Source organism: Bacillus sp. RCC_6_1 (assembly GCF_041360755.1).
In the GTDB taxonomy this organism is placed as follows: domain Bacteria; phylum Bacillota; class Bacilli; order Bacillales; family Bacillaceae_G; genus Bacillus_A; species Bacillus_A cereus.
The window spans coordinates 1-25,416 of sequence record NZ_JBFUPV010000008.1; the positions used below are offsets into that span (position 1 = coordinate 1).

The following is a 25,416-nucleotide window of genomic DNA, read 5'->3' on the forward strand; positions in this document are numbered from 1 at the left end:
AAAAATGAACTTCTTTCTATAAATGACACAAATTTTTCGTTTTGGGGGCATTATAAAATTTAAACTTGATAGCGATGTGCATTAATCCTTTTAATGCGCTATTTCGTACCAGAATCATATTTTTTATTTAATACAACTCTCGAAAAAACGATTGCTTCTACTTCTATTAATGTAGAAATGATTCAAAACATGCTCTTGTCGACGTTTGTATTATTGAAAAGCTTATTTACAATCGGCAATTTATTGAATCCTTCCTTTTGGTTATTTTTATTTATCGCCATTTGCATTTCCGCACATATCGCTTTAAGTAAACCAGATATTAAAGGATCAATAGACGGTGTTATCGTCATGTTTATCGTGTTATTTTTATTCAACATAATAGCAGGACTGTTTCAATACGACAGTAATCAGCTAATTGGACAGGTTATGAAATATAATATGTATCTCATTGCGTTTTCTAGTGTGGCACTGCTGTTCTCTTGTCTTTCTACACTCGTTAGTTTTTCGTTTTATAAAATAAGAAGAGGGCGTTCTTTTTGAACGCCCTCTTCTTATTAATTATTCCCCTTATAATCACAATGCTCAACAGGCACACGAGCATGCCCCTCTTCATCGGTACACCATGACTGTGATTGGAAGGCAAGAAAGATACCGATCCATTCTTCTTCCTTTTCAAAGTGAATGAGTATTCCTCCATCTTGCCATATGCCATCATCACCTTGCCATTTTTCTACATTCCCTTGATTCATATGAATATCATGTATACCGTTTCCTGGTTTGAAATGAAAATAGGAATCTGGTGTATTTTCTTCTGGTCCCCATCTTTCACCAAACGCGTAAATAATTGCTTTTTCTTCTATTGCTCGTTTTATATAACGTTCTATTTTTTCATTTAAATCATTATCTGCTCCTGCTTTTTCGGGAGGCAAAGGAATCATTTGATTTGAGTCAAATAGATTTCCTCTTACATAATCTAAAGCTACTTTCGGTTCATTGTTTTTTATTTCTGTAAAACCGAATGGTAATGTCGGTAAAATATGAATCGCCTCTGACTTAATATTGTTACTCGCAAAATATAAAACTTCTGACGGATAGCTTTGCGATTTTACGTTAATTGCAATACGATAATTTACTCCTGTCTCGCCCTGTAAATGAACTTGATAATGAGGTGTTTTCCCTTTTCCAATCTTTGATTGTATAACTGTACCTTTTAACACACCGTAGTTTTTTAGGGGCATACATTTCATCTCCTATTCATTTAGTAGAAGCTATTCATATTTAAATCATTATCCACTCATAAAAAAAATCCTCCTATGTTAGGAGGATTTTTAATTTCTCAACATATACCAAACAATAACTTCTACCACTACAAGCAAAACCGCACCAAAGATCATTAACGTCGTCTTCTTTAATAGTTCATTTTCACGGTAAGGGATATTACATAAGTAAGCACCTAGTGTAATCCGTGATGGACAAGCAATTGTCGCTACTGATGATGCGGTGTTTTGAAGTGTTGTGACATATTGCCACGGGAGTGCTACGTTTTGTGCGGTTTGCATTTGTAGTTTTATAAACATTGCATTTGATCCTGCGTTACTACCTGTTAAAAATCCACCAATAGCGCCAATAAACGGAGCAACGAAAACGAAAAAGGTTCCAAATGTTTCACCAGCTGTCTTTGCGAGTAATGAATGCATGCCAGATGCACCCATTAGTTCTGAAATGGCGATAAACATTGTCGTCGTAATAGCAAATGGAATCCATTGTTTAATCGTTTGTGAGAGTGATTGTTTAATAATATTAGACGGGATGCGGAAGAAAATAATAGTAAATAAGCAAGTCATACCGAGCCAAAATCCTGGTGAATATAGTAACTCTAGTTTGTAAGAGTATGATTTCAAATCAAGAACCGCATATGATCTGAACAAATCATGTAATGCTGGAACGAGGCGAGAAAGTAAAATACAAACTGTTAGAAATATATAAGGGCTAATAATTTTTATAATGGATACTTCTCTCTCCGTTGCAGCCGCATGTTCTGTTATAAGATTTTGTCCACTTTTTCCTTTTAATTTAATGATAAAAAAGCCAAAGGTAATCGTAACGATAGAACTTAATATCCCGGCTAGTTCAACACTTACGTACGCATTAGAAAGATAGATTCCGAGAGAAAATAATAGAAAGAACCCTACTCCTTCTTTCCACTTTTCTATAACCGCTTGCCAGCCGCCAACAACGTGTAAAGAAAGAATAACGAAGTAAGCAAACATCGGAATACTTAATAGCGCTGTATTTGTGCCAAGTGTTGTAAGAGGCATATTTATTAGCTGCGAACCGATAATCGTACCAGTTGCCATTGCGCCCCATGAACTAGCTAGTAAGCCGATGAATGAGAGTAGTACAGCTTGAAATGGTTTATATCCTAGTGAAAGAAAAATAGGTGCTGCAACCATAAAGCCAATACCGAATCCACTTACTGATTCAATAAGCGGGCAAATGCCAAAACACATAAGCAGCATTTGTAATAAGCGATCCTGAGTAACTGCTTCTAGAAAACGTGCTACTTGATCGATGTACCCCATTTTGTTCATGAGGTGAAATAAAAAAATACCGAAAAATAAAACGTACCCGACAATAAAACAAATTAACCATCCTTTAATCGTTGCGTGCACAGTTTCACTTATCCCTAATTGAAACATTGGCGAGAGTAAAACGATTCCAACAGACACAGCATAAGAAATTAACGAGGACCTTAATGACGTTTGTTTAAATAAAAATAAACAAATGAAAATCATCATAATTGGGATAAGTGCCAAAAATATGGCCATGTTATCATCTCTTTTCATTAAAAATACAATTTTTAACTATTATATAACAGATGTCATAATTTTCAATTGTTTTTACAACAGATTTAAAAAAGGAGCCAAATGACTCCTTTCACTCCCATTTTCTTTTATCCTGAAAAACGCTCTGCTGTCCGACTATTTTGTCTAACACAACAAACACAATATAAGCACATATTACTTGCAATACAACATTTCCAAATTTCATTAATTCGAATGAATGGATCCAGCGAAATAATTCGTTTAATAATACAATCGAAACGATACTAAATAATTCTATACTAATCGAAAATAGACATATTTCTAAAATAGACTGTTCTTGAATGCGATTTAAGTTGGAAAAGATGAATACATACCCTAAAAATAGAGCCATTAACTCTATTTTCGTCATGCTAATGAGCCAAGCGTATAGCGGTACAGTTAAAAATAGATATAGTAGTTTACGTCTTAGCATGCCTTCTCACCCTCTAAATTATATGTATTTTCTGTATATTTTAACATTTATTACGCAAAACAAAAAGAAGAGACTACGCCTCTTCTTTTTGTTTTGTTGCATATATTAATTCACATATTTCTTCTTGCTTTTCATTTTCTAAAAGCTCAATGATCTTACTTCCAACGACAACTCCGTCGCATATTGTAACCATTTCTTCTACATGTTCTTTTGTTGAGATGCCAAATCCAGCGACTACTGGTAAGTTGACGTGTGATTTTACTTTTTCTAAGTAACTATGAATCTCCTCTTTAAAGTTTTGACGTACTCCCGTTACGCCCGCTACTGTAACAGCATAAACGAACCCTTCTGATTCACTCGTAATTTTTTCAATTCTTTCAATAGGACTCGTTACGGTAACGAGTGGAATGAGCGCAATGTTTGCCTCTCGAAGTAACGACGCAATAATATTTTGTTCTTCATACGGTAAGTCTGGAACGATGATGCCGTCTACACCTGCTTCTATACAGTTCTCAATGAATCTCTCTTTTCCGAATGCAAGTACCGGATTTAAATATGTCATAAGAACAAAAGGCATTTGTACTTCTTTCCTTACCTCTGCTAACGCTTGAAAAATGCCTTTTAATGTTACGCCGCTATCTAGCGCTCGCTTTCCTGCTCTTTGAATCGTTGGGCCGTCCGCGACTGGATCTGAAAACGGAATACCAATTTCAACGATGCTTGCTCCAGCTTCATCTAGAAAACGAATTCTTTCTTTTAATTTTTCAAGGCCGCCATCTCCGCCCATTACGTACGGAATAAATGCTTTCTTGCCATTTTCAAACGCTGCTTTAATTTTTTCTACTGCCATTTTTTACACCTCTTCCATATAACGTTTTATACTCTCTACATCTTTATCACCACGGCCAGATAAACAAATAACAAGTCCTTCATCTTCCTTCATTTTCGGAGCTAATTTTAATGCATATGCGACAGCATGTGAACTTTCTAGCGCCGGGATAATGCCTTCTTTTTTCGTTAATAATTGAAATGCTTCTAATGCTTCTTCGTCTGTTATCGAATGATAAGAAACGCGGCCAATATCTTTTAGCAAGCTATGTTCTGGACCAACACCTGGATAATCAAGTCCTGCTGAAATAGAGTGTGCTTCTTGAATTTGTCCTTCTTCGTTTTGCAGAAGATACATCATTGATCCGTGTAAAACACCGACGCTTCCTTTCGTTAAAGTTGCTGCATGCTTTTCTGTATGAACGCCTTTTCCAGCTGCTTCTACGCCGTAAAGAGCAACTTCTTCATCGTGTACGAACGGATAAAACATCCCCATTGCATTACTACCACCTCCAATACAAGCAACGACTGCTTCTGGTAACTTTCCTTCTAACGCCTCATATTGTTTTTTCGTTTCATTTCCAATTACACTTTGGAAATCACGTACAATTTGCGGGAATGGATGTGGTCCGAGAACAGATCCCATAATGTAGTGCGTATCATGCACATGTGAAACCCAGTAACGAAGCGCCTCATTTACCGCATCTTTTAATGTACCACTACCTGCCGCTACACTTTCTACTTTCGCTCCGAGTAATTCCATTCGGAACACATTTAATTTTTGACGTCTTACATCTTCTTCTCCCATAAAAATGACGCATTCTAATCCGAGAAGAGCACATACAGTAGCTGTTGCAACTCCGTGTTGTCCAGCTCCTGTTTCAGCGACAACTTTTTTCTTGCCCATTCGCACTGCAAGTAGTGCCTGACCGATTGTATTGTTAATTTTATGAGCTCCTGTATGATTCAAATCTTCACGTTTTAAATAAATCTTTGCACCTCCGCAATACTTCGTCAGATTTTCAGCGAAATAAAGCGGTGTTTCTCTTCCGACGTACGTTTTTAAATAATGATTTAATTCCTTTTGAAATGCCTCATCTTGCATCGCTTCTTTATATGCTTCTTCTAGTTCTAGTACAGATTGCATTAACGTTTCTGGAACGTATCGTCCTCCGTATATACCGTAATGTCCTTTTTCATCTGGATATGCGTAGTTCATTTGGAACACTCCTTCGCTTTTATAATAAATTGTTTTATTTTCTCTACATCTTTCTTTCCTTCTGTCTCTACTCCGCTGCTCACATCGACCATATAAGGCCGAACAGTTCGAATTGCTTCTTCTATATTAAGAGCGTTTAATCCACCAGCTAATATCGTTTTCTTTCGCAATTCTTTTGGCATATGCCCAAGTAGTTCCCATGAAAATGTCTTTCCATTTCCTCCATGAAACTTTTCTTTCGGGCTATCAAATAATATATAATCCGTTTCATACCCTTGAGCGTTTTTCATATCACTTTCTGAAGTTACTCCTAGTGATTTTATAGACGGAATATTCAATCTTCTAATTTGATAATTATCTTCATCTCCATGTAGTTGTACATGTGTTAACCCGCACTCATCTGCAATTTTCTGGATCACTTCTACTGATTCATTTACGAAAACACCGATTTTTAACACGTTGGCTGGAAGCTCCTGAATGATTTCTTCCGCTCTCTTTGGAGTGATTTTCCGCTTACTTTCTGCAAAAACAAATCCGAGTGCATCTGCGCCGTATTCGCAAGCACGTTTTGCTGTTTCCATATCAGTGATGCCGCAAATTTTCACTTTCATATATTCACCTTACAGTCTTCAAAAAAGTTACTAATAGAAGATGATGTCATAAGTGCCTCTCCAATTAATACACCTTTTGCTCCTGCTTTTTTAACACGAATAATATCCTCTTTTAAATGAATCCCGCTTTCACTAATCCAAAGTAGTTTCTCCTCATTCAATCTTTTTCCAAGCTTTTCAGTTTGGCTTAAATCTACTTCGAACGTTTTTAAATTACGATTATTAATACCAATAACGTGCGGATTTAATACAATCGCAGTTTCTAATTCCTGTTCATCATGAACTTCAACAATCGCTTCCAATCCTTTTTCTAACACGTAGCTATACAACTCTTTTAACTTCTCTTTCGTTAACGCTGCTACAATTAGTAAAATAATATCTGCTCCCGCTTCATACGCTCTATCGATTTGAATCTTATCGATTATGAAATCTTTACATAAAAGCGGAATGTTACTTTCTTCTCTTGCTGTTTGTAAATCGTGAAACGATCCTTTAAAAAATTGACCATCTGTTAAAACAGAAACTGCTCCTGCACCACATTTCTCATATGTTCCCACTTGTTTTCGTACGTCAACGTGTAAATTGATATCTCCTTTTGATGGTGATGCTCGCTTTACTTCTGCAATGACAGTAAACTGCTGTAACGCTTCTACAAGTGAATGTGCCTTTCTTTTTGTTTTTACTGGTGTATATATTTCATATAACTCCGCAACTTCCTTTTTCTTCTGTTCTACAATTTTATCTAAAATCGTCCCCACTTTAGTTCACCCTTTCTAATTTTTCGTTGCTTGCTGCAATTAATAAGTTTAATTTGGTTAATGCTTTTCCAGAGTCGATGCTATGTGCCGCGAGTTTAATTCCTTCTTCAATCGTTTCCGTTTTTCCATTTGCGAAAAGAGCTAGACCTGCATTTAATAAAACGGTATCGCGGTAAACACTCTTTTCTCCGCTCAATACTTCAAGCGTAATCTTTGCATTTTCTTTTGAATTCCCCCCTCTAATTTCTTCATTTTTCACTCTTGAAAAACCATACTTTTCTGGATCAATACTCATTTCTACTATTTCATTATCTTTTAAAAGGACTACGTGATTTTCCCCTTGTAATGATGCTTCATCTAAAAAACCACTTCCATTTACGACAAGCGCTTGTTTCCGGCCTAACTTTTGTAATACTTGTGCAACTGGTAATAACATATCTCGTTTATAAATACCGACAAATTGTGTTTCTAAATTCACTGGATTTGTTAAAGGGCCAATTAAGTTAAAGATCGTCGGTACGTTTAATTCTTTTCTTATTTTCATAATGCGCCTTAGTGCTGGATGCATCACTGGTGCAAATAAAAATGCAATACCTACATGCTCTAGTAAATAATCAATTTCGCTTGGCGTACTACTAATATTTACACCTAGTTCTTCTAATAAGTCTGCACTTCCTGTTTTACTAGAAACAGCACGATTACCATGTTTTGCAACCTTTACACCTGCTCCTGCCAGTACGAATGCTGATGTTGTGCTAATATTAAACGTTTGAGCACCATCACCACCCGTCCCGCAATTGTCCATTGCTCCTTGTATATGGTTCGAAAACGGCAATGCCTTTTCGCGAAGAGCTCGAACGAGACCGTATATTTCTTCTGCAGTTTCACCTTTCGCTTTCAGTAAGACTAAGAAAGCTGCAATTTCACTTTCTAATATGTTTTCACTTAATAAAAGTAATCCTGCTTTATACATTTCCTCTTCTGTTAAATGTTGACCCTCCACTAATTTACGAAGATAGTTATTCATACTCTTTCCTCCTCTTTTACTTCTGTTAAAAAGGCACGTATTAACTTTCCGCCTTCTTCTGTTGCGATTGATTCCGGATGAAACTGTAATCCGAAGAGCGGATAATAATTGTGACGGACTGCCATTATTTCTCCGTCGTCCATCGCTGTCGCTAATATGTCAAAACACTTTGGCAAGCTCGTTTGCTCTGCAACAAGGGAATGATAGCGCATTGCCGTTAGCGGCTGTGTAGCGTATGAAAAGATTGACGTTCCGTTATGTTTCACACGCGATGTTTTTCCATGTTTAATACGTTCTGCTCTAACAATGTCTCCTCCAAATGCAGCTATAATCGCTTGGTGGCCAAGGCAAATCCCTAATATAGGAACGTTCTTATAAAAATGACGGATGACGTCGATACAAATGCCAGCATCCTCTGGTTTTCCTGGTCCTGGTGAAAGTACAATTCCTCTTGGATTCATCTCTTCTAACTGTTCTATCGTTATTTCATCATTTCTTACAACTACAATTTCTTCTTCATGTTCGCCTAACAGTTGATACAAGTTATATGTGAACGAATCGTAATTATCGATAAGTACAATCATTTCATTACCTCCAAAAGCGCTCTCGCTTTATTTAATGTTTCTTCATATTCAGCTACTGGATCTGAATCGTAAACGACTCCTGCTCCTGCCTGAACGTATGCTTTTTCATCCTTTACGACCATCGTTCGAATGGCGAGCGCCATATCAAGATTTCCTGAAAAACTAACGTATCCAACTGCACCAGCGTATACATTTCTTTTTTCATTCTCTAGTTCATTTATAATTTCCATCGCTCTAATTTTCGGAGCTCCAGAAACCGTCCCTGCTGGTAAGCAATACGCTAACGCATCAAATCCGCCCATTTGTTTTCGCAATGTTCCGTAAACTTCAGATACAATGTGCATAACGTGAGAGTATTTTTCTACTTTCATATATTTATCTATCGTAACCGAGCCGATTTCGCTCACTCTACCAATATCGTTTCGCCCAAGATCTACAAGCATCATATGCTCTGCTCGCTCTTTCTCATTGCCTAACAGTTCTTTTGCGATTTCCTCGTCTTCCCTCTTCGTTTTCCCCCTCGGCCTTGTACCAGCAATTGGATTCGTCATCACTTTATCCTCCCTTACTGATAGTAAACTTTCCGGCGAAGAACCGAGTACAACATAATCTTGAAAATCGATATAGAACATATATGGTGATGGATTTGCAATTCGAAGTTTTCGGTATAACCCGAATGGATCCCCAATACATTCACTTTGTAAACGCTGTGATAGTACGACTTGGAATATGTCTCCCGCTCTTATATATTCTTTCGCAATTTCTACCATCTCACAAAACTCTTTTTCCGTTATAGAAGAAGTAAATGATAATGTGGATTGTATTGCATTTACTTTAGCTTCTTCTCCTTGTAGCACTTCCTCTTTGTATACTCGCAGCCTTTCGTATACTTCCTCATAATCTGCTGAATCATCTTCCCTGCATACATATACAAACGACAACTTTTGGCGTAAATGATCGTAAACGATAAACTCACGATATAGTAAAAGATGTACTTCTGGAATATTTAATGGGTCGTGTAAATCCGTTCCAATGTTTTCATACTGCCGAATGACATCATACCCAATATAACCAACTGCTCCTCCGCAAAATGGAAATGGACTGTCTACTTGTGATGGTGCGATTACTTCTTCTAACACTTGTAGTACGTTACCTTGTAACTTTTCTGCCCGGCCGTAAATCGTTCGTTCCACTTCCGTACCAACGCTTTTCACTTCTCCATAAGGATTACATCCTAAGTAAGAATAACGCCCTTTATCTTGATGAAGCTGTGAACTTTCTAATAAGAATTTCTTCTTCCCTTTCATACGTCTATATAAAGAAATTGGCGTAATGCTATCTCCTTCTTCTTCAGCGATTACTAAAAATGTCTTTCTCTCTCTTTTTTGTTTTATAAATTCTTCTTTCGTCATCATGTCCTTCACCTCACCCTGAAAAATAAAAAAGTCCTCTACATATCGAAAATATGTAGAGGACGATAAATATACCGCGGTACCACCTCGTGTTGGATGCAAAAGCATCCCGCTTTGTTCAGGTACAAATTTTATACCTTATCCTTGTAACGGCGGAACCCGGGTTGCCTACTAAAAATAATTGTTCAGCATACCTCTCGTAAGCCCATTCCGTATATGGCACCGTACCGGGCTCCCACCTATTCCCGGCTCTCTGTAACGTCTCCAATATACGTACTCTTCTTACTTAAACGATTTCATTTATTTGATTTTTTATACACAAAAAGGGAGTACTCATCCTATAGAAAGGACGGGTACTCCCGTGGTGCCACCTTAATTCGTTACAAATGTAACGCACTTTACCGTATCAAAAGCAATACGTGTCTCTTGTATCGATGAGATCATGTCGCCAAAGCCTACTTCTTTCGTTTCGGTTTGGAAGCTCCGAAGCCCATTCCACATCAATTCCATACTGATTCGCACCAACCATCAGCTCTCTGACATGTTCATCATGTGTACTCTTCTTCATCAACGCTTGCATTTTTTTAAGTTGCACTCATTATAGACCTGACTTTTTTCACAAGTCAATACTTTTTTAAAAATTTTATTTTTCTTTCCTTTCAATATTATATTGACAAAACAACCTCTTTTTATGTAAATATAATAAATACTCTATTAAAAATAAGGTTTTTTGTATGAATATTATATATTAAAAAAGTAAAATGACATCAAAAAACGCTTACATTTCTGAAAATTCGTATTTCTATATGGATTTTTCAGAATAATCATGATAGATTATAAAGTGAAACTTTAATCAGTAGAGGGTGTTCATCCCCACTGATTATTAGTTGAATCAATCGGGCATTAACGGACAGTTGATCTCCCACCTAACTTCCTTGCCCAGCCAATTTTAAGGTGGGAGTTTTGCTGCCCGTTAATGCGGGATAAATATGCATAACGCATCAAAAGACCTGACAAAAGAAAGGGGAACTACATGAGTACGCAGATGTTAACTTTAACTTCTATCTCTATTTACATGCTCGGGATGTTAGTAATCGGCTATTTCGCCTACAAACGAACGTCCAACTTAACAGATTATATGCTTGGCGGGCGTACACTAGGCCCCGCAGTAACAGCATTAAGTGCTGGAGCATCCGATATGAGTGGTTGGCTTTTAATGGGATTACCCGGTGCAATGTTTAGCGTTGGATTAAGTAGTAGTTGGATTGCGATCGGCCTAACACTAGGCGCATACGCAAACTGGCTTTATGTCGCTCCTCGCTTACGTACCTACTCAGAAATTGCAAACAACTCTATTACTATTCCAGAATTTTTGGAACACCGTTTCCACGACAAATCTCATATGCTACGTTTAGTATCTGGACTTGTTATTATGATTTTCTTTACTTTCTATGTAGCTTCAGGATTAGTTTCAGGCGCTGTATTATTTGAAAATTCATTTGGCATGAACTATCATGTTGGATTATTCATTGTTGCAGGCGTTGTTGTCGCTTACACATTATTTGGTGGTTTCTTAGCAGTAAGTTGGACAGACTTCGTACAAGGAATCATTATGGTGGTCGCTCTTATTCTTGTTCCTATCGTAACAATTATGAATTCGAACGGACTTGGACCTGCATTTGATACAATTCGATCTGTAGATCCAACACGTCTAGATATTTTTAAAGGTGCCTCTACTTTAGGAATGATTTCTCTATTCGCATGGGGCCTTGGTTATGTCGGACAACCTCATATTATCGTACGCTTTATGGCAATTTCTTCTGTAAAAGAACTTAAAAGTGCACGAAGAATTGGTATGAGCTGGATGATTTTCTCTGTTGTTGGAGCTATGTTTACTGGTCTTATTGGTATTGCTTACTATTCACAACAAGAGTTGACATTATCTAATCCAGAGACAATTTTCCTTGAACTTGGGAAAATTTTATTCCATCCACTTATTACTGGATTTTTATTAGCAGCCATTCTAGCAGCGATTATGAGTACAATTTCATCACAGCTACTCGTTACTTCTAGTGCTGTAACTGAAGATTTATATCGTACATTCTTCAAACGTTCTGCATCTGATAAAGAACTTGTATTTGTCGGTCGTATGGCTGTACTTGTTATTGCATTAGTTGGGTGCGCATTAGCGTTTAAACAAAATGATACGATTTTAGCTCTTGTTGGATACGCTTGGGCTGGATTTGGTTCTTCATTCGGACCTGCTATTTTATTAAGCTTATATTGGAAACGTATGACGAAGTGGGGCGCACTTGCCGGTATGATTTCTGGTGCCGCTACTGTTATTATATGGACTCAATTCAAATTCTTAAAAGATTTCTTATATGAAATGATTCCAGGTTTCGCTATTAGTTTACTAGCCATCGTAATTGTTAGTTTACTAACACAACCTTCAAAAGAAGTTAAAGAGCAATTTGAGGATTTCGAAAAACAACATCGTCATAATTTATAAAAAAATCTCTGCTGTTATCATAACAGCAGAGATTTTTTACAGTTCGACAATCTTTTTATCAAATTTAACAAATTCTTTATGTTTCGTTAAATTTAACATAACACTACTCCTTTATAGTATGAGTATCAGCACTTATACAGAAAGGGGACTCCAACATGTTAGCAGCTTTCCAGCAACAACAAACACGAAAATTTTCACCTATCACAAATACTTCTGCGTCTTGTTTAAACATGCAACCTAACCCGCCTAAAATTTCAATTGCTCCTTCTGTTATTTCAGTCATCGGTGTTCATATGGAAAAACATAAATTAAAAATAAAAACGGGACAAAACATTGTGTTATCAGCTTCCATTTTACCAATACAAGCAACGAATAAAGAGCTTATTTGGTCAAATATGAATTCTGATATCATCACCATATATCCAAAAGGTGACACCGTGACGATTACTGGAAAAAGTGCAGGTAAAGCAGTCGTAATTGTCACAACTGCTGAAGGCAAATTTCGTGACCTATGTGTCATTCATGTACAACCTTATATGACAAATCCAAAGTAAAAGAGTGGCTTCGTAGCCACTCTTTTACTTGATTTCAATATTTGAGTTTTTACTTTTTACAAGGTTAATAAAAAATTGGATATAACCATACATTTTTTTTGATGGAAATTCTACTAAACTTTCCCCGTCTTGATTTAAGTCAATGAATCTCCTCCTCTTCCCTATTACAATGAAAACAATATTAGAAAAGGAGGACATATTATGACTGAACGAAAGTACGCCTTATTTGCTAGCACATCTCTTCTTGTTATGGCATTCATTGCATTTTTCTCTTACGGTTTTGTTCATGGAAACCTCGTTATACAAGGAGATGCGAGTACAACATTCCATAATATCCAAAATTCAAATTCACTTTTCAAAGCGGAAGTTTTTGGGTGGATTATCATTTTTATCACTGATATTGTCGCTGCGTGGGCTCTTTATTTCTTTCTAAAACCAATTCATACTAGCCTCTCATTACTAGCCGCTTTGCTTCGTCTTATGTATACAGCTATACTTGGGATTGCTATATTCAATCTAATATTGGCATTATTGCTTTCAAAAAATACAATTGCAAATCCAGAAACATATACAATGTTGTTTCTCAGTGCATTCGAATACATTTGGTCTGTAGGATTGATCATTTTTGGATTGCATCTTTTCGTTTTAGGCTATGTAGCTTTTCTCTCTAAACAGATACCAAAGTTTATTAGTATACTGCTGTTCATTGCTGCTACCGGTTATATGCTAATTCACGTCATGAATACAATGTTTACACAATACGATACAATGATTTCACTCATACAATCACTATTCCAATTACCTATGATTGCAGGTGAATTAGGACTTGCGATATGGCTACTATTGAAAGGTGGTAAACACTCTAATTAAGCCGTTTCTTAATTCTACTTAATGATTCTGGTGTCATGCCAAGATAGCTTGCTAGCTGATATTGTGGAACGCGATGAATTAAATACGGGCGTTTTCGTAACAATGTTTTATATCGCTCTTCTGGTGTCGATGAGATAAATACAGCAAGTTCATCTTGTACTTCACCGAAATTGTACTCGATCATTTTACGCGTCATTTCTTCTAATTGTGAATACTTATTATACATGTCCTTTTCACTATGTAGATCACCAACAACTACAGTACAATCTTCTAAACACGTTAACGTATATGATGAAGATTTATCTTGTTTATGATGGTTGAAATTCGAAATTGCCTGCTCTTCTGTATAAAAATTTGATGTAACTTCTTTCCCTGCTTCATCTATACTATGTTGCCTAACGCATCCTTTTAATACAAAATAACATTTTAACGGAACATTTCCTTGTCTTAGGAGCACTGTTCCTTTTTTATATTCTTCAATTTGTAATTCCCTGAGGATCATTTGCTGCTCTTCTTCACTTAGTGTTGTAAATCTATTCATATACTTCTTTAATATCTCTTCCATTTTCCTCCCCCTTCTACGCCCGCATTTCTATAAAACAAAAAGAGAAGTATCATAACTTCTCTTTTCTCCCCTAACACTATAATTCCTGTGTATACACTGGCTCGTTTACGACATTTTTTGCTGTTCGCTTTTGTTGCTGCATTAAGAAAACAGATACACCAAACAATACGAGCATGCTACCGATCATTTGCATTGCATTTAATTTTTCTCCAAGTAAGAAGAACGCAAGTATAGATGCTCCAACAGGTTCTCCTAAAATACTCATTGAAATTGTCGTTGCATTTACATAATTTAATAGCCAGTTATTAATTACATGTGACACTGTCGGCACAACCGCAAGTAAAAGAAAAACAGTCCAATCCCACTTCGTATAACCTGTAAAGGGTACTTGTAATATAACATTATAAATCCCCATAAAAAGACCTGCGAACGCAAAGACTGTAAAGCTATAAATCCAGTGCGATACTTTCTTCACTGTCGTTTGCCCGATAAATAAATAACCGACAACCGCTATTACACTTAGAAAGGATAATATGTCACCATAAATTGCTTGCTTACTTAAACCTAAATCTCCCCAACCAATGCACATTACTCCTAAAATAGCGATTCCCATCGTTGCAATGGCTGAATATGTTGTTCTTTCTTTAAATAGAAAAAAACCTCCAACTAAAGATACGATTGGTTGAAGTGCCAAAATAATTGTTGAACTAGCAACTGTTGTATGCTTTAAAGATTCAAACCATAAAAGAAAATGCAGTGCTAAAAAGAAACCAGATCCAATTAAAAAGCCCCAATCTTTCATTTGAATCCTATTAAATTCCTCTCTTTTTTTCCATACGATAGGCAGCATAATAAGTACGATAATCCATAAGCGGTACATACTTAATATTGAAGATGGTGCTGAGGACATCTTTACAAAAACTGCTGCAAAGGAAATGGCAATTATAGAAATTGCTAATGGTAGTGCGATTGATTTTTCTTGTTTCAAATCCTGTCTCCCCTCTCACCTGTCAAAAATCCCACTTCATTATATCCGTTTTCTTTCGCAACTTAAATACTAATTTTTTAGATTCTTCGTACCATTATGGTAAAATAGAAATTAAGGCACCAATTAGTGAATATTTCTTTCCTTTTCACTACAAGAGTCGCTCTTACAATCGTTACAGTAAATTTTTATTTAGGGGGATCTACATGAGTCAAACAATAGGGAGAATTGAAGAAATTTCATTTTATAGCGCATCACTTCAAGAAGATGTTACACTTCTCGTTTATTTACCAGTAAATTACACACCACTGCACAAACATACAGTTGTAATTGCACAAGATGGTAGAGATTATTTTCAGCTTGGTAAAGCGCACCGTGTAATTGAGCGCCTTCGTGAAACCGAAGAAATTGACCGTACAATTATTGTCGGTATTCCATATAAAAATGTACATGATCGTAAAGAAAAATATTTCCCAAATGAAGTAAAAAATGCTGCATATATTCGTTTCCTTGCTCATGAACTTGCACCATATATTGATGAAAATTATCCAACGTACCAAATGGGAAAAGGTCGTGTTTTAATTGGTGATTCTCTTGGCGGAACAGTTTCCTTTATGACTGCACTTATGTATCCGCATACATTCGGTAAAGTCGTTATGCAATCACCATTTGTGGATGAGACAGTGATGAACTTAGCAAAAGAATTCAAAGATCCACAAGCGTTAGAACTGTATCACGTCATCGGTACAGAAGAAACGGCTGTAAAGCGTACTGATGGACAAGTATCTGATTTCGTAGGGCCGAACCGTGAGTTAAATACGCTTCTTACAGATAGAAACTTCATCACGCATTATGAGGAATTTGAAGGTAATCATACTTGGAAATATTGGCAGACTGATTTACCGAAAGCCTTCTCTCATATTCTATCAATGAAATAATAGAGAGCAGTATTCAGAATAATTTGATATAATAGATAAAGAGATTTATTTATCTCAAAATCTAACTAGACTTACAAAGGGAGGAATTGGAACATGAAATTAGGCATTGTAATTTTTCCATCTAAAATGATTCAAGATAAAGCGAACGGATTGCGTAAACGTTATGACCCGCACTACGCATTAGTTCCGCCACATATTACATTGAAAACACCCTTTGAGGCGCAAGATGAACAATTAGAGTCGATTGTAAACGAGTTACATACAATCGCAAGTAAAACGAACCCTTTCACCCTTCATGTTGGGAAAGTTGGTTCATTCGCACCTGTTAATAACGTCCTTTACTTTAAAGTAGAAAAAACACCTGAACTTACTTTCTTAAATGAAGAAATGCATAGCGGGTTATTCACGCAAGAACGCGAATATGCTTTCGTACCTCATTTAACAATCGGACAAGGCTTATCAGATGCAGAGCATGCTGATGTGTTGGGCCGATTACGTATGAAAGATTTCTATTACGAACAACCAATTGATCGTTTCCATCTTCTATATCAATTAGAAAATGGAACATGGACTGTACACGAAACATTCCGTCTTGGAAAGGGGAACAACTAATTTGCACGCACAGATTGTACAAACGGACGAACAACTAAGAGATGCATTCTCTGTACGTAAACAAGTGTTTGTAAATGAACAACGTGTCTCTGCTGAAGAAGAGTACGATGAGTTTGAAGAAACTTCAACACACGTTGTTATATATGACAATGATGTTCCAGTTGGTGCTGGACGTTTTCGCACCCTTGATGGTATAGGAAAAGTGGAACGCATTTGCGTGCTAAATTCCCATCGCAAAAAAGGGATTGGAAAAATTGTTATGGATTCTCTTGAAGCGTATGCAAAAGAAAATTCGCTACCGAAATTGAAACTTCACGCTCAAACACATGCCGAAGATTTCTATAAAAAACTTGGATATGTAACAAGTTCTGATGTATTTATGGAAGCGAATATCCCGCACGTCGTAATGATAAAAGAATTGTAATTTGAAAGCAGGAGGTGATCCCTCCTGTTTTTTTACATTGCTATTTTCTTTTTCTTCCGCTAAAGTTAAATGTTGATGCTATAGTTTTGAAGGTGAACATATGACACAAGAAAAATTTTCACAAAAATCGTTAACACACGCTGATATTCCGCGTGCGACATATCATATTCCGAAAACATCTACCCATTTAATTATGGAAGAAGATGTAGATGCGGCTTATTTCCGCGCTCTTGAACAACAAAATGTTTTTTTAAACGAAAAACAATTAGAAGCCGTGCGCACAACAGAAGGTCCTGTTCTTACACTAGCTGGTGCCGGAAGCGGGAAAACATCTGTTTTAACAACTCGCGTTGGTTATTTAGTAAATGTAAAACAAGTTCATCCACGAAATATTTTATTACTTACATTTACACAAAAAGCAGCTGAAGAAATACGAAGTCGTGTTGCGAAGTTACCAGGTATGAATCATGCAGCAAGTAGCTACGTAGTTGCTGGTACATTCCACTCTGTTTTCTTAAAATTACTTCGTAGTCAAGGTTATAATCAGCAAATTTTAGCAAATGAAAAACATAAACAAATTATGATAAAGAAAATCTTAAAAGAATTGCGTTTAAAAGACGATTATGATGCTGAAACGATGCTCGCGATGATTTCACTTGAGAAAAACAAATTAAATCGTCCGAAAGATGTAAAAGCGAAAACACCAGTCGAACAAGAATTTAAAGAAGTATACGAACGTTTTGAAGAGGTAAAACAAAGATACAATTATATTGATTTCGATGACATCTTATTGGAAACATATTATATGTTAGAAAATAATGCTCCTTTACTAACTCAATTACAACAACGTTTTCACTACATTGAAGTAGATGAGTTTCAAGATACATCGTATGCACAATATGAAATCGTAAAATTGTTAGCCACGCCAAGAAATAATTTATTTATCGCAGGTGATGACGACCAGGCGATATACGGCTGGCGAGGAGCAAGTCACCAAATTATTTTATCTTTTCCAAAAGAATTTGATAACACAACAATCATTGCACTAAATACGAATTATCGATCCAATCCCTTTATCGTCGGGCTTGGAAATGAAGTTATAAAATTAAATCAAGAACGTTTTGATAAAGAGCTATACTCTGTTCGTGAGGAAGGTGTACAACCTTTTTATGCAAGACCTGCTACGACTCTTGATGAAGCAAATCAAATTTTGCAGCTTATTCAAGAAAAAGTAGAGAGTGGTGAACGTAACTTTAAAGATTTTTGTTTACTGTATCGCACACATTCTGTAAGTCGTTCGTTACTTGATCAGCTTACCATTCATAAAATCCCGTTTATTAAACACGGAGCGAGCCAATCATTTTATGAACATTCTTTAATTAAGCCTGTATTAGATCATTTAAGACTCGTGATTGAGCCGTTTCGACTAGAATCACTTTCAAACATATTGCCGACGATGTATATCGGACGTGATGATTGTATTTCATTTATTGAACGTGAACAATGGAAATATGGTGAGGGGCGCTTCCCTTCTCTTCTTCATTTCTTACTATTAAATCCAAGCTTAAAACCTTTTCAAGTGAAAAAGGTAAATGAGCGCATCGATTTTATTAAGTTTATTAAAGAATTAGAACCGAAAAAAGCATTAAAAGAAATCATTCATGGTAAAGGAAAATATTTAGAGTACTTACAAAGTAACGATCGTTCTTCCTTTACAATGCATAAAGACATACAAGAAGAAATGTTGGAAGAATTAATGGAGTCTGCAACTCGTTTCACCGATATTCCAGCTTATTTACAATTTATCGACGAGGCGATTCAAGGTCAAAAAGAAATGGAAGCATTAAAAACAATGCCGCAAAAAGATGCCGTTTCACTTATGTCAATTCATAACGCAAAAGGCCTTGAATTTCCATGTGTCTTTTTACTTGGAGCGAGTGATGGAATCCTGCCTCATACTTCTTCTTTAAAAGATGCAAATGATCGTGTTACGGAAACTTCTGAAGCGTTAGAAGAAGAACGCCGATTACTTTATGTTGCCATTACACGTGCGAAAGAAGAACTTTACATTTCTTCTCCGCAATTTTTCAGAGGAAAGAAATTAGATATATCTCGTTTTTTATATACTGTGCGAAAAGATTTACCTGAAAAGACATCCACTAAATAAGGATGTCTTTTTTTATATCACGTTATGTACATCCCTCCTATATAAATTCCTTGTTTTTATCGTGAGAATTAACGTAATATCAGCCATATCCCACTCATATTGTAATAGTGTATGTCAGAACTCACGAGAAGGAGTGAACATAATGAGCTGCAATTGTAATGAAGATCATCAACATGAGTGTGATTTCAACTGTGTATCGAATGTTGTTCGTTTTATACATGAACTACAAGAATGTGCAACGACAACATGTGGATCTGGTTGCGAAGTTCCATTTTTAGGTGCACATAACAATGCATCAGTAGCGAATACACGTCCTTTTATTTTATACACAAAAACTGGAGAACCTTTTGAAGCATTTGCACCATCTTCAAGCCTTACTAGCTGCCGATCTCCTATTTTCCGCGTAGAAAGTATAGATGATGATGACTGTGCTGTATTGCGTGTATTAACTGTAGTTTTAGGTGATGGTACCGCTGTACCACCTGGTGACGACCCAATCTGTACGTTTTTAGCTGTACCAAATGCAAGACTAATATCAACCTCCACTTGCATTACTGTTGATTTAAGTTGCTTCTGCGCTATTCAATGCTTACGTGACGTTTCTATTTAAAACTAAATAATGAGTTAAGCATGGATTGGGTGGCAGAGTATTCTGCCACCCAATCCATGCTTAACGAGTATTCTTATGTAAATTTCTTAAAATTGGGAACTTGTCTAGAACATAGAACCTGTCCTTTTCATTAACTGAAAGTAGAAACAGATAAAGGAGTGAAAAACATGTTCTCTTCTGATTGCGAATTTACTAAAATCGATTGTGAGGCGAAGCCAGCTAGTACACTACCTGCCTTTGGTTTCGCTTTCAACGCGTCTGCACCTCAGTTTGCTTCACTATTTACACCACTATTATTACCTAGCGTAAGTCCAAACCCAAATATTACTGTTCCTGTAATAAATGATACAGTAAGTGTCGGAGATGGCATTCGAATTCTACGAGCTGGTATTTATCAAATTAGTTATACATTAACAATTAGTCTTGATAACGTACCTACTGCACCAGAAGCTGGTCGTTTCTTCTTATCATTAAATACACCAGCTAACATTATTCCTGGATCAGGTACAGCAGTTCGTTCTAACGTTATTGGTACTGGTGAAGTAGACGTATCCAGCGGTGTTATTCTTATTAACTTAAATCCTGGTGACTTAATTCAAATTGTGCCAGTTCAGTTAATTGGAACTGTAGACATTCGTGCTGCAGCATTAACAGTTGCACAAATTAGCTAGTAAAAAGCGGTATTTCTAATACAGAAATACCGCTTTTTATATATAATAAAAAACACTCACAGTAGCATGAGTGTTTCATTCTTCATATTGTTTTATTGTGTTCTTCTTTTTCCCACAATTGCATCCCTTTTTCTTCACAAATCCTTGTTGTTGTAATTGTTCTTGATATGCCTGTTGTTGTGCTTGGTGTTGTTGCTGTATATGATACCACTGCTGCAGGTCATATGAATTCTGCCTTAGATTATTGCTCACAGCAAACATCTCCTCTACTGTCAATTCTGTCTATTTACTATATGAACAACTCTTTATTTCCGTTCCCTCATTCTTTTAAACTCCGCTTTTTCTCGTATTATGAAAATATATTATTCTCCCATAAAATATCCTGTAATTGTTTCAATGATTGCTGCCGCTCCTGCAATAGCTAATAATGCAAGTAACGGTTCCGCAACGATAGGGATCCAATTATATAAGACTAATAAAAAAGCACTAACCCATACACCTGTACACCAATAACAGCTTAATAATTCGCCAATCCACTTTCTTAATCCATTACCTTTCACTTTTGTAAACGTTGATACACTTCCATCCGGCTCCGTAATCTCTAATTCATCAATAAATGGTCTTCGCAAAAAGGCTGTAATTTTATCATAAACAATTAAACGAGTGAGCCTAAAAGCAGCTAACGCAAAAATAAAAAATAAAAGCCAGCTTGTAAACAGCATAATTCCACCTACCCTTATCCTCTTTCGCCTATTTAAAAAAAAAGGTCTTGAGATTGTGACCAAATCTCCTCGACTCCAATATCTTATTAATGTAAATACAAACAAGAAGATAAGGAGTGACATTAATGAGTTGTAACGAAAATAAACACCATGGCTCTTCTCATTGTGTAGTTGACGTTGTAAAATTCATCAATGAATTACAAGATTGTTCTACAACAACATGTGGATCTGGTTGTGAAATCCCATTTTTAGGTGCACACAATACTGCATCAGTAGCAAATACACGCCCTTTTATTTTATACACAAAAACTGGAGAACCTTTTGAAGCATTTGCACCATCTTCAAGCCTTACTAGCTGCCGATCTCCAATTTTCCGTGTGGAAAGTGTAGATGATGATAGCTGTGCTGTGCTACGTGTATTAACTGTAGTATTAGGTGACGGTACTCCGGTACCACCTGGTGACGATCCAATTTGTACGTTTTTAGCTGTACCAAATGCAAGATTAATATCTACAACTACTTGCATTACTGTTGATTTAAGCTGTTTCTGTGCGATTCAATGCTTACGCGACGTTTCTATCGTAAAGTAAACTAAAAAACTATTGGGGTGGTAGAAGCTTTCTACCACCTTTACATATTTAAAAACCGGCCATACTAATCGATTGGATATCATCTATAGACAACCTAATATCTCTCATACTATTTTGCGGCATAATAGATACAATGCCATGACGATACGATATGATCGATCCAACATATGAGACTGTAGCTGTTTTTATTCTGCATCTTACTTTCGGAATGTAATGAGGGCGGTTTAGTAAAAAATGAATTTTTTCATCATTATTCATATCCTTAAATGATTTATTATACGGGACAGTTCTTACTGGTTCTGGTTCTTGCTCTTCTTGTTCTATGTGTTCTTCTTTTTCTTCTTCTATTTTTTCTTCCACTTGCTGCTCTTCTTGTTGTTCTTGTTCTATTACCTCTTCCACAGCACTTCTTACAATATTTTCTTGTCTATTACTTTTCTCTTTTTGATCTTCATTTTCAAAGTTTGTCAGGATAATCCTTTTTATTTTCGGTGCAGCAAGTTCTAAACTTACTTGCGTGATATATAACAACGGTTTTCCAACTGTTGAACTTTTATTTTTATTCTTCACACTCGTCCCTCCCACTTCCATACGTAGCTAAATAAATCGTGTACTATTATAGTTATATTCATCACGTGGTAAGAACTTTCGTTAAAAATCGTTCTTTCTAAGAACAAATAAAAAGGACAATCTCAGCATTTAGAGATTGTCCTTTAAAAATTAATATTATATTTATCCTAGGATATGATACCCTGAATCAACATGAATGTTTTCTCCTGTTACACCGCGTGCTAAATCACTGAATAGGAATACTGCTGTATCGCCAACTTCTTCTTGCGTTGTTGTACGACGAAGTGGTGCGCGCTCCTCAATTTCTCTTAAGATTGAGTTGAAATCGCCTACACCTTTTGCAGATAACGTACGAATTGGTCCTGCAGAAATAGCGTTAACACGAATACCGTGTTGACCTAAATCGTTCGCTAAATATTTCACGCTCGCTTCTAATGAAGCTTTCGCAACACCCATAACGTTATAATTTTTCACAACGCGCTCGCCGCCAAGGTATGTTAATGTTAAAATATTTCCGCCTTCTGTCATTACTTTCTTCGCTTCTCTTGCTACAGCTGTTAAAGAGAATGCGCTAATATTTTGTGCAAGTAAAAATCCATCGCGAGAAGTATCTACAAATTCACCTTTTAAGTCATCGCGATTTGCAAAAGCAATACAATGTGCTACACCGTGAATAGTACCTACTTCTTGTTTAATTGTTTCAAAGCAAGCTGTAAGTTCCTCATCATTCGTTACATCACAAGGTAATACAAGTGATTCTTGTCCTTCTAATGTGTCCGCTAATTCACGAACGTTTCTTTCTAAACGTTCTCCTGCATATGTGAATATTAATTTTGCACCTGCATTATGCAAAGAGCGAGCTATTCCCCATGCAATACTTCTTTGGTTCGCAACGCCCATAACAACAAATGTTTTCCCTTGTAATAGTTCCATGATATATCCTCCCAGAAATACTTATACTTGTTATTAGTACCTGATACTATAATTATAGTACCATAAAACCGCTTAAAGGCAAACAAAAAAGTCATTAACAGAAATTTGTTAATGACTTTTGGTTTCTATAAAAAACCGCTCTAATCCTTCTTCCCAAGACGGCATTTGTGAAAAACCATTTAATCGTAGCATGTTATGTTGAAAAATAGAATATTTGGGCCTCGCAGCCGCAGCCCCGAATTCTTCCGTTGAAACAGGTAATACATTCACTTTCATATTGGCGTACGAAAATATCTTTTGTGCAAATTCAAACCAAGAGCATGAGCCTCTGTTTGATACGTGGTATGTACCGTATAAAGAAGTATGAATGAGCTTATTAATAACCATATTCAAATCCGCCACATACGTAGGAGAGCCAACTTGATCCGCTACAACAGATATTTCATCTCTTTCTTTTCCTAATCGCATCATCGTTTTCACAAAATTATTCCCATATTTACCATATAGCCACGATGTGCGAACGATAAAATATTTATTATGTAACTCTTTGACGAACTGCTCCCCCGCATACTTAGAGGCCCCATATATATTTATCGGCGCTGGACTATGAAATTCGTCGTATCCATCTGGTCTGGCGCCTTGAAATACATAATCAGTACTAATATAAACTAGCTTCGCCCCTACTAATTGTGAAGCAACCGCTACATTTCGAGCTCCGATTGCATTTATTCTATATGCAAGATCCTGTTCTTTCTCCGCATGATCTACTTTCGTATAGGCAGCACAATGAATAATTATATGTGGTTTTATTTCTTGTACCACTTGTTGTATTCGGGATATATTTGTCACATCTAATAATTTTTTATCAAATGGATATATATCATATTCTTCAGAGTCTAACTCTTCAAATAGTTGCTTTCCTAATTGACCGTTTGCTCCTGTTATGATAACCCTCTCTTTCATTTAACATGCCCCTTACTAATCTTTTAGTGGTTTCCACCATTCCTTATTCTTTTCATACCATTTCACCGTCTCTTGTAATCCTTGTTCAAACGTATATTTCGGTTCCCAATCAAATTCATTCTTCATTTTCTCTGCATCAATCGCATAACGACGATCGTGCCCTAAACGATCTGTAACATATTCAATGTCTTTTTTTGTTTTTCCTAAAAGAGTAATAATTTGTTCCACAACTTCTACATTTGTTTTTTCATTATTTCCACCTATATTATATACTTCTCCGACACGTCCCTTATGCAAAACAACGTCAATCGCACTGCAATGATCCGTTACATGTAACCAATCTCTTACATTTAAACCATCACCATATAACGGTAGTTTTTTTCCTTCTAGTGCATTCGTAACCATTAATGGAATTAATTTTTCAGGATACTGGTACGGTCCATAATTGTTAGAACAACGCGTTACTATAACCGGTAATTGATATGTTTTATAGTAAGATAGAGCTATCATGTCCGCGCTCGCCTTACTTGAAGAATATGGACTATTTGGAGCTAACGGCGTTTTCTCTGTGAACTTCCCTGTTTTTCCTAAAGAGCCATACACTTCATCCGTTGATACTTGCACAAGTTTTATATGCGAATATTTTTTAACTAGTTCTAATAAAGTGACCGTCCCAATTACATTTGTATCATAAAAAGGAATCGGATTTTCAATACTACGGTCCACATGTGATTCAGCTGCAAAATTTACAATCACTTGTACATCCCGCTCTTTTATAACGTGTTCTAATAGCTCTCCATTTTGAATTTCTCCCTTTACAAAAGAGTAATTCGGGTGATCCAGAAGAGATTTTACGTTATTTAAATTCCCGCTATATGTTAAGGCATCGTAATTAATAATTTTATATGTTTCATAACTTTGTAGCATGTAATGAACGAAATTACTTCCAATAAATCCAGCCCCACCTGTTACTAATATATTCATAAACAACGCT

At 36.3% G+C, this 25,416-nt stretch carries 28 protein-coding genes, 1 pseudogene and 2 other annotated features; of the genes and pseudogenes, 11 read left to right on the forward strand and 18 right to left on the reverse strand.

Annotated features, from left to right (window positions below):
- Window positions 1–78 precede the first annotated feature (78 nt).
- Window positions 79–540, forward strand: a pseudogene (locus AB6801_RS20540) (hypothetical protein); the annotation flags it as partial.
- Window positions 541–554: 14 nt separating this feature from the next.
- Here AB6801_RS20540 and AB6801_RS20545 read toward each other — a convergent pair.
- The 10 genes from AB6801_RS20545 to trpE all read right to left on the reverse strand — a co-directional run bounded on the left by AB6801_RS20545 (window position 555) and on the right by trpE (window position 9,739).
- The gene (locus AB6801_RS20545; RefSeq protein WP_001128613.1) at window positions 555–1,238 is read right to left on the reverse strand and encodes a DUF2278 family protein; all 684 of its coding nucleotides are present in this window, start codon (window positions 1,236–1,238) and stop codon (window positions 555–557) included.
- A 90-nt stretch (window positions 1,239–1,328) separates the two neighbouring features.
- Window positions 1,329–2,828: an L-lactate permease gene (locus AB6801_RS20550; RefSeq protein ID WP_097998886.1), complete on the reverse strand. Its 1,500-nt coding sequence runs from the start codon at window positions 2,826–2,828 to the stop codon at window positions 1,329–1,331.
- Between the two features lie 109 nt (window positions 2,829–2,937).
- Entirely contained in the window at window positions 2,938–3,297 is a 360-nt protein-coding gene (locus AB6801_RS20555; protein ID WP_097998885.1) for a DUF4029 domain-containing protein, read from the reverse strand.
- A gap of 73 nt (window positions 3,298–3,370) precedes the next feature.
- Window positions 3,371–4,147 (reverse strand): tryptophan synthase subunit alpha, encoded by a 777-nt coding sequence (gene trpA / locus AB6801_RS20560; RefSeq protein ID WP_065704567.1) that lies wholly within the window; start codon window positions 4,145–4,147, stop codon window positions 3,371–3,373.
- A gap of 3 nt (window positions 4,148–4,150) precedes the next feature.
- Entirely contained in the window at window positions 4,151–5,344 is a 1,194-nt protein-coding gene (gene trpB, locus AB6801_RS20565) for a tryptophan synthase subunit beta (RefSeq protein ID WP_001105015.1), read from the reverse strand.
- A complete protein-coding gene (gene trpF / locus AB6801_RS20570) occupies window positions 5,341–5,955 on the reverse strand; it encodes an N-(5'phosphoribosyl)anthranilate isomerase (RefSeq protein WP_000865118.1) in 615 nt (204 codons plus the stop codon). Before trpF ends, trpB begins: the two co-directional genes overlap by 4 nt.
- Entirely contained in the window at window positions 5,952–6,713 is a 762-nt protein-coding gene (gene trpC / locus AB6801_RS20575) for an indole-3-glycerol phosphate synthase TrpC (protein WP_000536696.1), read from the reverse strand. Before trpC ends, trpF begins: the two co-directional genes overlap by 4 nt.
- A gap of 1 nt (window position 6,714) precedes the next feature.
- Window positions 6,715–7,740, reverse strand: a complete 1,026-nt coding sequence (gene trpD, locus AB6801_RS20580; protein ID WP_016109557.1) for an anthranilate phosphoribosyltransferase — start codon at window positions 7,738–7,740, stop codon at window positions 6,715–6,717.
- Window positions 7,737–8,324 (reverse strand): aminodeoxychorismate/anthranilate synthase component II, encoded by a 588-nt coding sequence (locus AB6801_RS20585; RefSeq protein WP_016109556.1) that lies wholly within the window; start codon window positions 8,322–8,324, stop codon window positions 7,737–7,739. Before AB6801_RS20585 ends, trpD begins: the two co-directional genes overlap by 4 nt.
- Window positions 8,321–9,739, reverse strand: a complete 1,419-nt coding sequence (gene trpE / locus AB6801_RS20590; protein ID WP_141530613.1) for an anthranilate synthase component I — start codon at window positions 9,737–9,739, stop codon at window positions 8,321–8,323. Before trpE ends, AB6801_RS20585 begins: the two co-directional genes overlap by 4 nt.
- Window positions 9,740–9,791: 52 nt before the next feature.
- Window positions 9,792–10,036, reverse strand: a binding site (T-box leader).
- A gap of 42 nt (window positions 10,037–10,078) precedes the next feature.
- Window positions 10,079–10,316, reverse strand: a binding site (T-box leader).
- A 453-nt stretch (window positions 10,317–10,769) separates the two neighbouring features.
- On the opposite strand from trpE, the gene putP reads away from it, so the two are divergent.
- From putP to AB6801_RS20605, 3 genes are all read left to right on the forward strand, one after another.
- Window positions 10,770–12,248, forward strand: a complete 1,479-nt coding sequence (putP, locus tag AB6801_RS20595) for a sodium/proline symporter PutP (protein WP_000107211.1) — start codon at window positions 10,770–10,772, stop codon at window positions 12,246–12,248.
- 155 nt (window positions 12,249–12,403) lie between these two features.
- On the forward strand, window positions 12,404–12,802 hold the full coding sequence (locus AB6801_RS20600) for an Ig-like domain-containing protein (RefSeq protein WP_000878734.1): 399 nt from the start codon (window positions 12,404–12,406) through the stop codon (window positions 12,800–12,802).
- Window positions 12,803–13,003: 201 nt separating this feature from the next.
- Complete coding sequence (locus AB6801_RS20605; protein ID WP_097998884.1) at window positions 13,004–13,672, forward strand: DUF4386 domain-containing protein; 669 nt, start codon at window positions 13,004–13,006, stop codon at window positions 13,670–13,672.
- Here AB6801_RS20605 and AB6801_RS20610 read toward each other — a convergent pair.
- Both AB6801_RS20610 and AB6801_RS20615 read right to left on the reverse strand, forming a co-directional pair.
- A complete protein-coding gene (locus AB6801_RS20610; RefSeq protein ID WP_070757200.1) occupies window positions 13,665–14,237 on the reverse strand; it encodes a Crp/Fnr family transcriptional regulator in 573 nt (190 codons plus the stop codon). The genes AB6801_RS20605 and AB6801_RS20610 overlap by 8 nt on opposite strands.
- A 76-nt stretch (window positions 14,238–14,313) precedes the next feature.
- Entirely contained in the window at window positions 14,314–15,225 is a 912-nt protein-coding gene (locus tag AB6801_RS20615) for a DMT family transporter (protein ID WP_000806941.1), read from the reverse strand.
- 203 nt (window positions 15,226–15,428) lie between these two features.
- On the opposite strand from AB6801_RS20615, the gene AB6801_RS20620 reads away from it, so the two are divergent.
- From AB6801_RS20620 to exsF, 6 genes are all read left to right on the forward strand, one after another.
- Window positions 15,429–16,160 carry an alpha/beta hydrolase gene (locus AB6801_RS20620; protein ID WP_000084013.1) on the forward strand — a complete coding sequence of 244 codons (732 nt, stop codon included), beginning with the start codon at window positions 15,429–15,431 and terminating at the stop codon, window positions 16,158–16,160.
- 93 nt (window positions 16,161–16,253) lie between these two features.
- Window positions 16,254–16,772 (forward strand): YjcG family protein, encoded by a 519-nt coding sequence (locus tag AB6801_RS20625; RefSeq protein WP_000765863.1) that lies wholly within the window; start codon window positions 16,254–16,256, stop codon window positions 16,770–16,772.
- A gap of 1 nt (window position 16,773) precedes the next feature.
- Window positions 16,774–17,196 carry a GNAT family N-acetyltransferase gene (locus AB6801_RS20630; RefSeq protein ID WP_097998883.1) on the forward strand — a complete coding sequence of 141 codons (423 nt, stop codon included), beginning with the start codon at window positions 16,774–16,776 and terminating at the stop codon, window positions 17,194–17,196.
- Between the two features lie 100 nt (window positions 17,197–17,296).
- Window positions 17,297–19,363: an ATP-dependent helicase gene (locus AB6801_RS20635; RefSeq protein WP_000191204.1), complete on the forward strand. Its 2,067-nt coding sequence runs from the start codon at window positions 17,297–17,299 to the stop codon at window positions 19,361–19,363.
- A 142-nt stretch (window positions 19,364–19,505) separates the two neighbouring features.
- The gene (gene cotY / locus AB6801_RS20640; protein WP_001277719.1) at window positions 19,506–19,973 is read left to right on the forward strand and encodes a spore coat protein CotY; all 468 of its coding nucleotides are present in this window, start codon (window positions 19,506–19,508) and stop codon (window positions 19,971–19,973) included.
- A 167-nt stretch (window positions 19,974–20,140) separates the two neighbouring features.
- On the forward strand, window positions 20,141–20,644 hold the full coding sequence (exsF, locus tag AB6801_RS20645) for an exosporium protein ExsF (protein WP_000492943.1): 504 nt from the start codon (window positions 20,141–20,143) through the stop codon (window positions 20,642–20,644).
- Between the two features lie 75 nt (window positions 20,645–20,719).
- On the opposite strand, the gene AB6801_RS20650 is transcribed toward exsF, so the two are convergent.
- Window positions 20,720–20,905 carry a hypothetical protein gene (locus AB6801_RS20650; RefSeq protein WP_021727509.1) on the reverse strand — a complete coding sequence of 62 codons (186 nt, stop codon included), beginning with the start codon at window positions 20,903–20,905 and terminating at the stop codon, window positions 20,720–20,722.
- A 101-nt stretch (window positions 20,906–21,006) separates the two neighbouring features.
- A complete protein-coding gene (locus AB6801_RS20655; RefSeq protein WP_000899664.1) occupies window positions 21,007–21,366 on the reverse strand; it encodes a DUF1360 domain-containing protein in 360 nt (119 codons plus the stop codon).
- Window positions 21,367–21,491: 125 nt separating this feature from the next.
- On the opposite strand from AB6801_RS20655, the gene exsY reads away from it, so the two are divergent.
- Window positions 21,492–21,956 carry an exosporium assembly protein ExsY gene (exsY, locus tag AB6801_RS20660; RefSeq protein WP_001277743.1) on the forward strand — a complete coding sequence of 155 codons (465 nt, stop codon included), beginning with the start codon at window positions 21,492–21,494 and terminating at the stop codon, window positions 21,954–21,956.
- A gap of 48 nt (window positions 21,957–22,004) precedes the next feature.
- Here the strand turns inward: exsY and AB6801_RS20665 are convergent, their stop codons facing one another.
- The 4 genes from AB6801_RS20665 to rfbB all read right to left on the reverse strand — a co-directional run bounded on the left by AB6801_RS20665 (window position 22,005) and on the right by rfbB (window position 25,406).
- Entirely contained in the window at window positions 22,005–22,547 is a 543-nt protein-coding gene (locus tag AB6801_RS20665; RefSeq protein WP_002196304.1) for a spore coat CotO family protein, read from the reverse strand.
- Between the two features lie 141 nt (window positions 22,548–22,688).
- A complete protein-coding gene (gene fabI / locus AB6801_RS20670; RefSeq protein ID WP_000421886.1) occupies window positions 22,689–23,459 on the reverse strand; it encodes an enoyl-ACP reductase FabI in 771 nt (256 codons plus the stop codon).
- 108 nt (window positions 23,460–23,567) lie between these two features.
- Window positions 23,568–24,422 carry a dTDP-4-dehydrorhamnose reductase gene (gene rfbD / locus AB6801_RS20675; protein ID WP_000664653.1) on the reverse strand — a complete coding sequence of 285 codons (855 nt, stop codon included), beginning with the start codon at window positions 24,420–24,422 and terminating at the stop codon, window positions 23,568–23,570.
- A gap of 15 nt (window positions 24,423–24,437) precedes the next feature.
- Complete coding sequence (rfbB, locus tag AB6801_RS20680) at window positions 24,438–25,406, reverse strand: dTDP-glucose 4,6-dehydratase (RefSeq protein ID WP_001024160.1); 969 nt, start codon at window positions 25,404–25,406, stop codon at window positions 24,438–24,440.
- Window positions 25,407–25,416: the final 10 nt, after the last annotated feature.

Bases quoted from the DNA above. Each gene is read 5' to 3' on its own strand.
- fabI (WP_000421886.1), bottom strand. From the start codon at position 23,459: ATGGAACTATTACAAGGGAAAACATTTGTTGTTATGGGCGTTGCGAAC.
- exsY (WP_001277743.1), top strand. From the start codon at position 21,492: ATGAGTTGTAACGAAAATAAACACCATGGCTCTTCTCATTGTGTAGTT.
- rfbB (WP_001024160.1), bottom strand. From the start codon at position 25,406: ATGAATATATTAGTAACAGGTGGGGCTGGATTTATTGGAAGTAATTTC.
- AB6801_RS20555 (WP_097998885.1), bottom strand. From the start codon at position 3,297: ATGCTAAGACGTAAACTACTATATCTATTTTTAACTGTACCGCTATAC.
- trpB (WP_001105015.1), bottom strand. From the start codon at position 5,344: ATGAACTACGCATATCCAGATGAAAAAGGACATTACGGTATATACGGA.
- trpE (WP_141530613.1), bottom strand. From the start codon at position 9,739: ATGATGACGAAAGAAGAATTTATAAAACAAAAAAGAGAGAGAAAGACA.
- AB6801_RS20625 (WP_000765863.1), top strand. From the start codon at position 16,254: ATGAAATTAGGCATTGTAATTTTTCCATCTAAAATGATTCAAGATAAA.
- AB6801_RS20650 (WP_021727509.1), bottom strand. From the start codon at position 20,905: ATGTTTGCTGTGAGCAATAATCTAAGGCAGAATTCATATGACCTGCAG.
- AB6801_RS20635 (WP_000191204.1), top strand. From the start codon at position 17,297: ATGACACAAGAAAAATTTTCACAAAAATCGTTAACACACGCTGATATT.
- trpA (WP_065704567.1), bottom strand. From the start codon at position 4,147: ATGGCAGTAGAAAAAATTAAAGCAGCGTTTGAAAATGGCAAGAAAGCA.
- AB6801_RS20600 (WP_000878734.1), top strand. From the start codon at position 12,404: ATGTTAGCAGCTTTCCAGCAACAACAAACACGAAAATTTTCACCTATC.
- cotY (WP_001277719.1), top strand. From the start codon at position 19,506: ATGAGCTGCAATTGTAATGAAGATCATCAACATGAGTGTGATTTCAAC.
- AB6801_RS20620 (WP_000084013.1), top strand. From the start codon at position 15,429: ATGAGTCAAACAATAGGGAGAATTGAAGAAATTTCATTTTATAGCGCA.
- AB6801_RS20655 (WP_000899664.1), bottom strand. From the start codon at position 21,366: ATGCTGTTTACAAGCTGGCTTTTATTTTTTATTTTTGCGTTAGCTGCT.
- AB6801_RS20550 (WP_097998886.1), bottom strand. From the start codon at position 2,828: ATGGCCATATTTTTGGCACTTATCCCAATTATGATGATTTTCATTTGT.
- trpD (WP_016109557.1), bottom strand. From the start codon at position 7,740: ATGAATAACTATCTTCGTAAATTAGTGGAGGGTCAACATTTAACAGAA.
- AB6801_RS20605 (WP_097998884.1), top strand. From the start codon at position 13,004: ATGACTGAACGAAAGTACGCCTTATTTGCTAGCACATCTCTTCTTGTT.
- AB6801_RS20545 (WP_001128613.1), bottom strand. From the start codon at position 1,238: ATGCCCCTAAAAAACTACGGTGTGTTAAAAGGTACAGTTATACAATCA.
- trpF (WP_000865118.1), bottom strand. From the start codon at position 5,955: ATGAAAGTGAAAATTTGCGGCATCACTGATATGGAAACAGCAAAACGT.
- exsF (WP_000492943.1), top strand. From the start codon at position 20,141: ATGTTCTCTTCTGATTGCGAATTTACTAAAATCGATTGTGAGGCGAAG.
- AB6801_RS20585 (WP_016109556.1), bottom strand. From the start codon at position 8,324: ATGATTGTACTTATCGATAATTACGATTCGTTCACATATAACTTGTAT.
- rfbD (WP_000664653.1), bottom strand. From the start codon at position 24,422: ATGAAAGAGAGGGTTATCATAACAGGAGCAAACGGTCAATTAGGAAAG.
- putP (WP_000107211.1), top strand. From the start codon at position 10,770: ATGAGTACGCAGATGTTAACTTTAACTTCTATCTCTATTTACATGCTC.
- AB6801_RS20665 (WP_002196304.1), bottom strand. From the start codon at position 22,547: ATGGAAGTGGGAGGGACGAGTGTGAAGAATAAAAATAAAAGTTCAACA.
- AB6801_RS20610 (WP_070757200.1), bottom strand. From the start codon at position 14,237: ATGGAAGAGATATTAAAGAAGTATATGAATAGATTTACAACACTAAGT.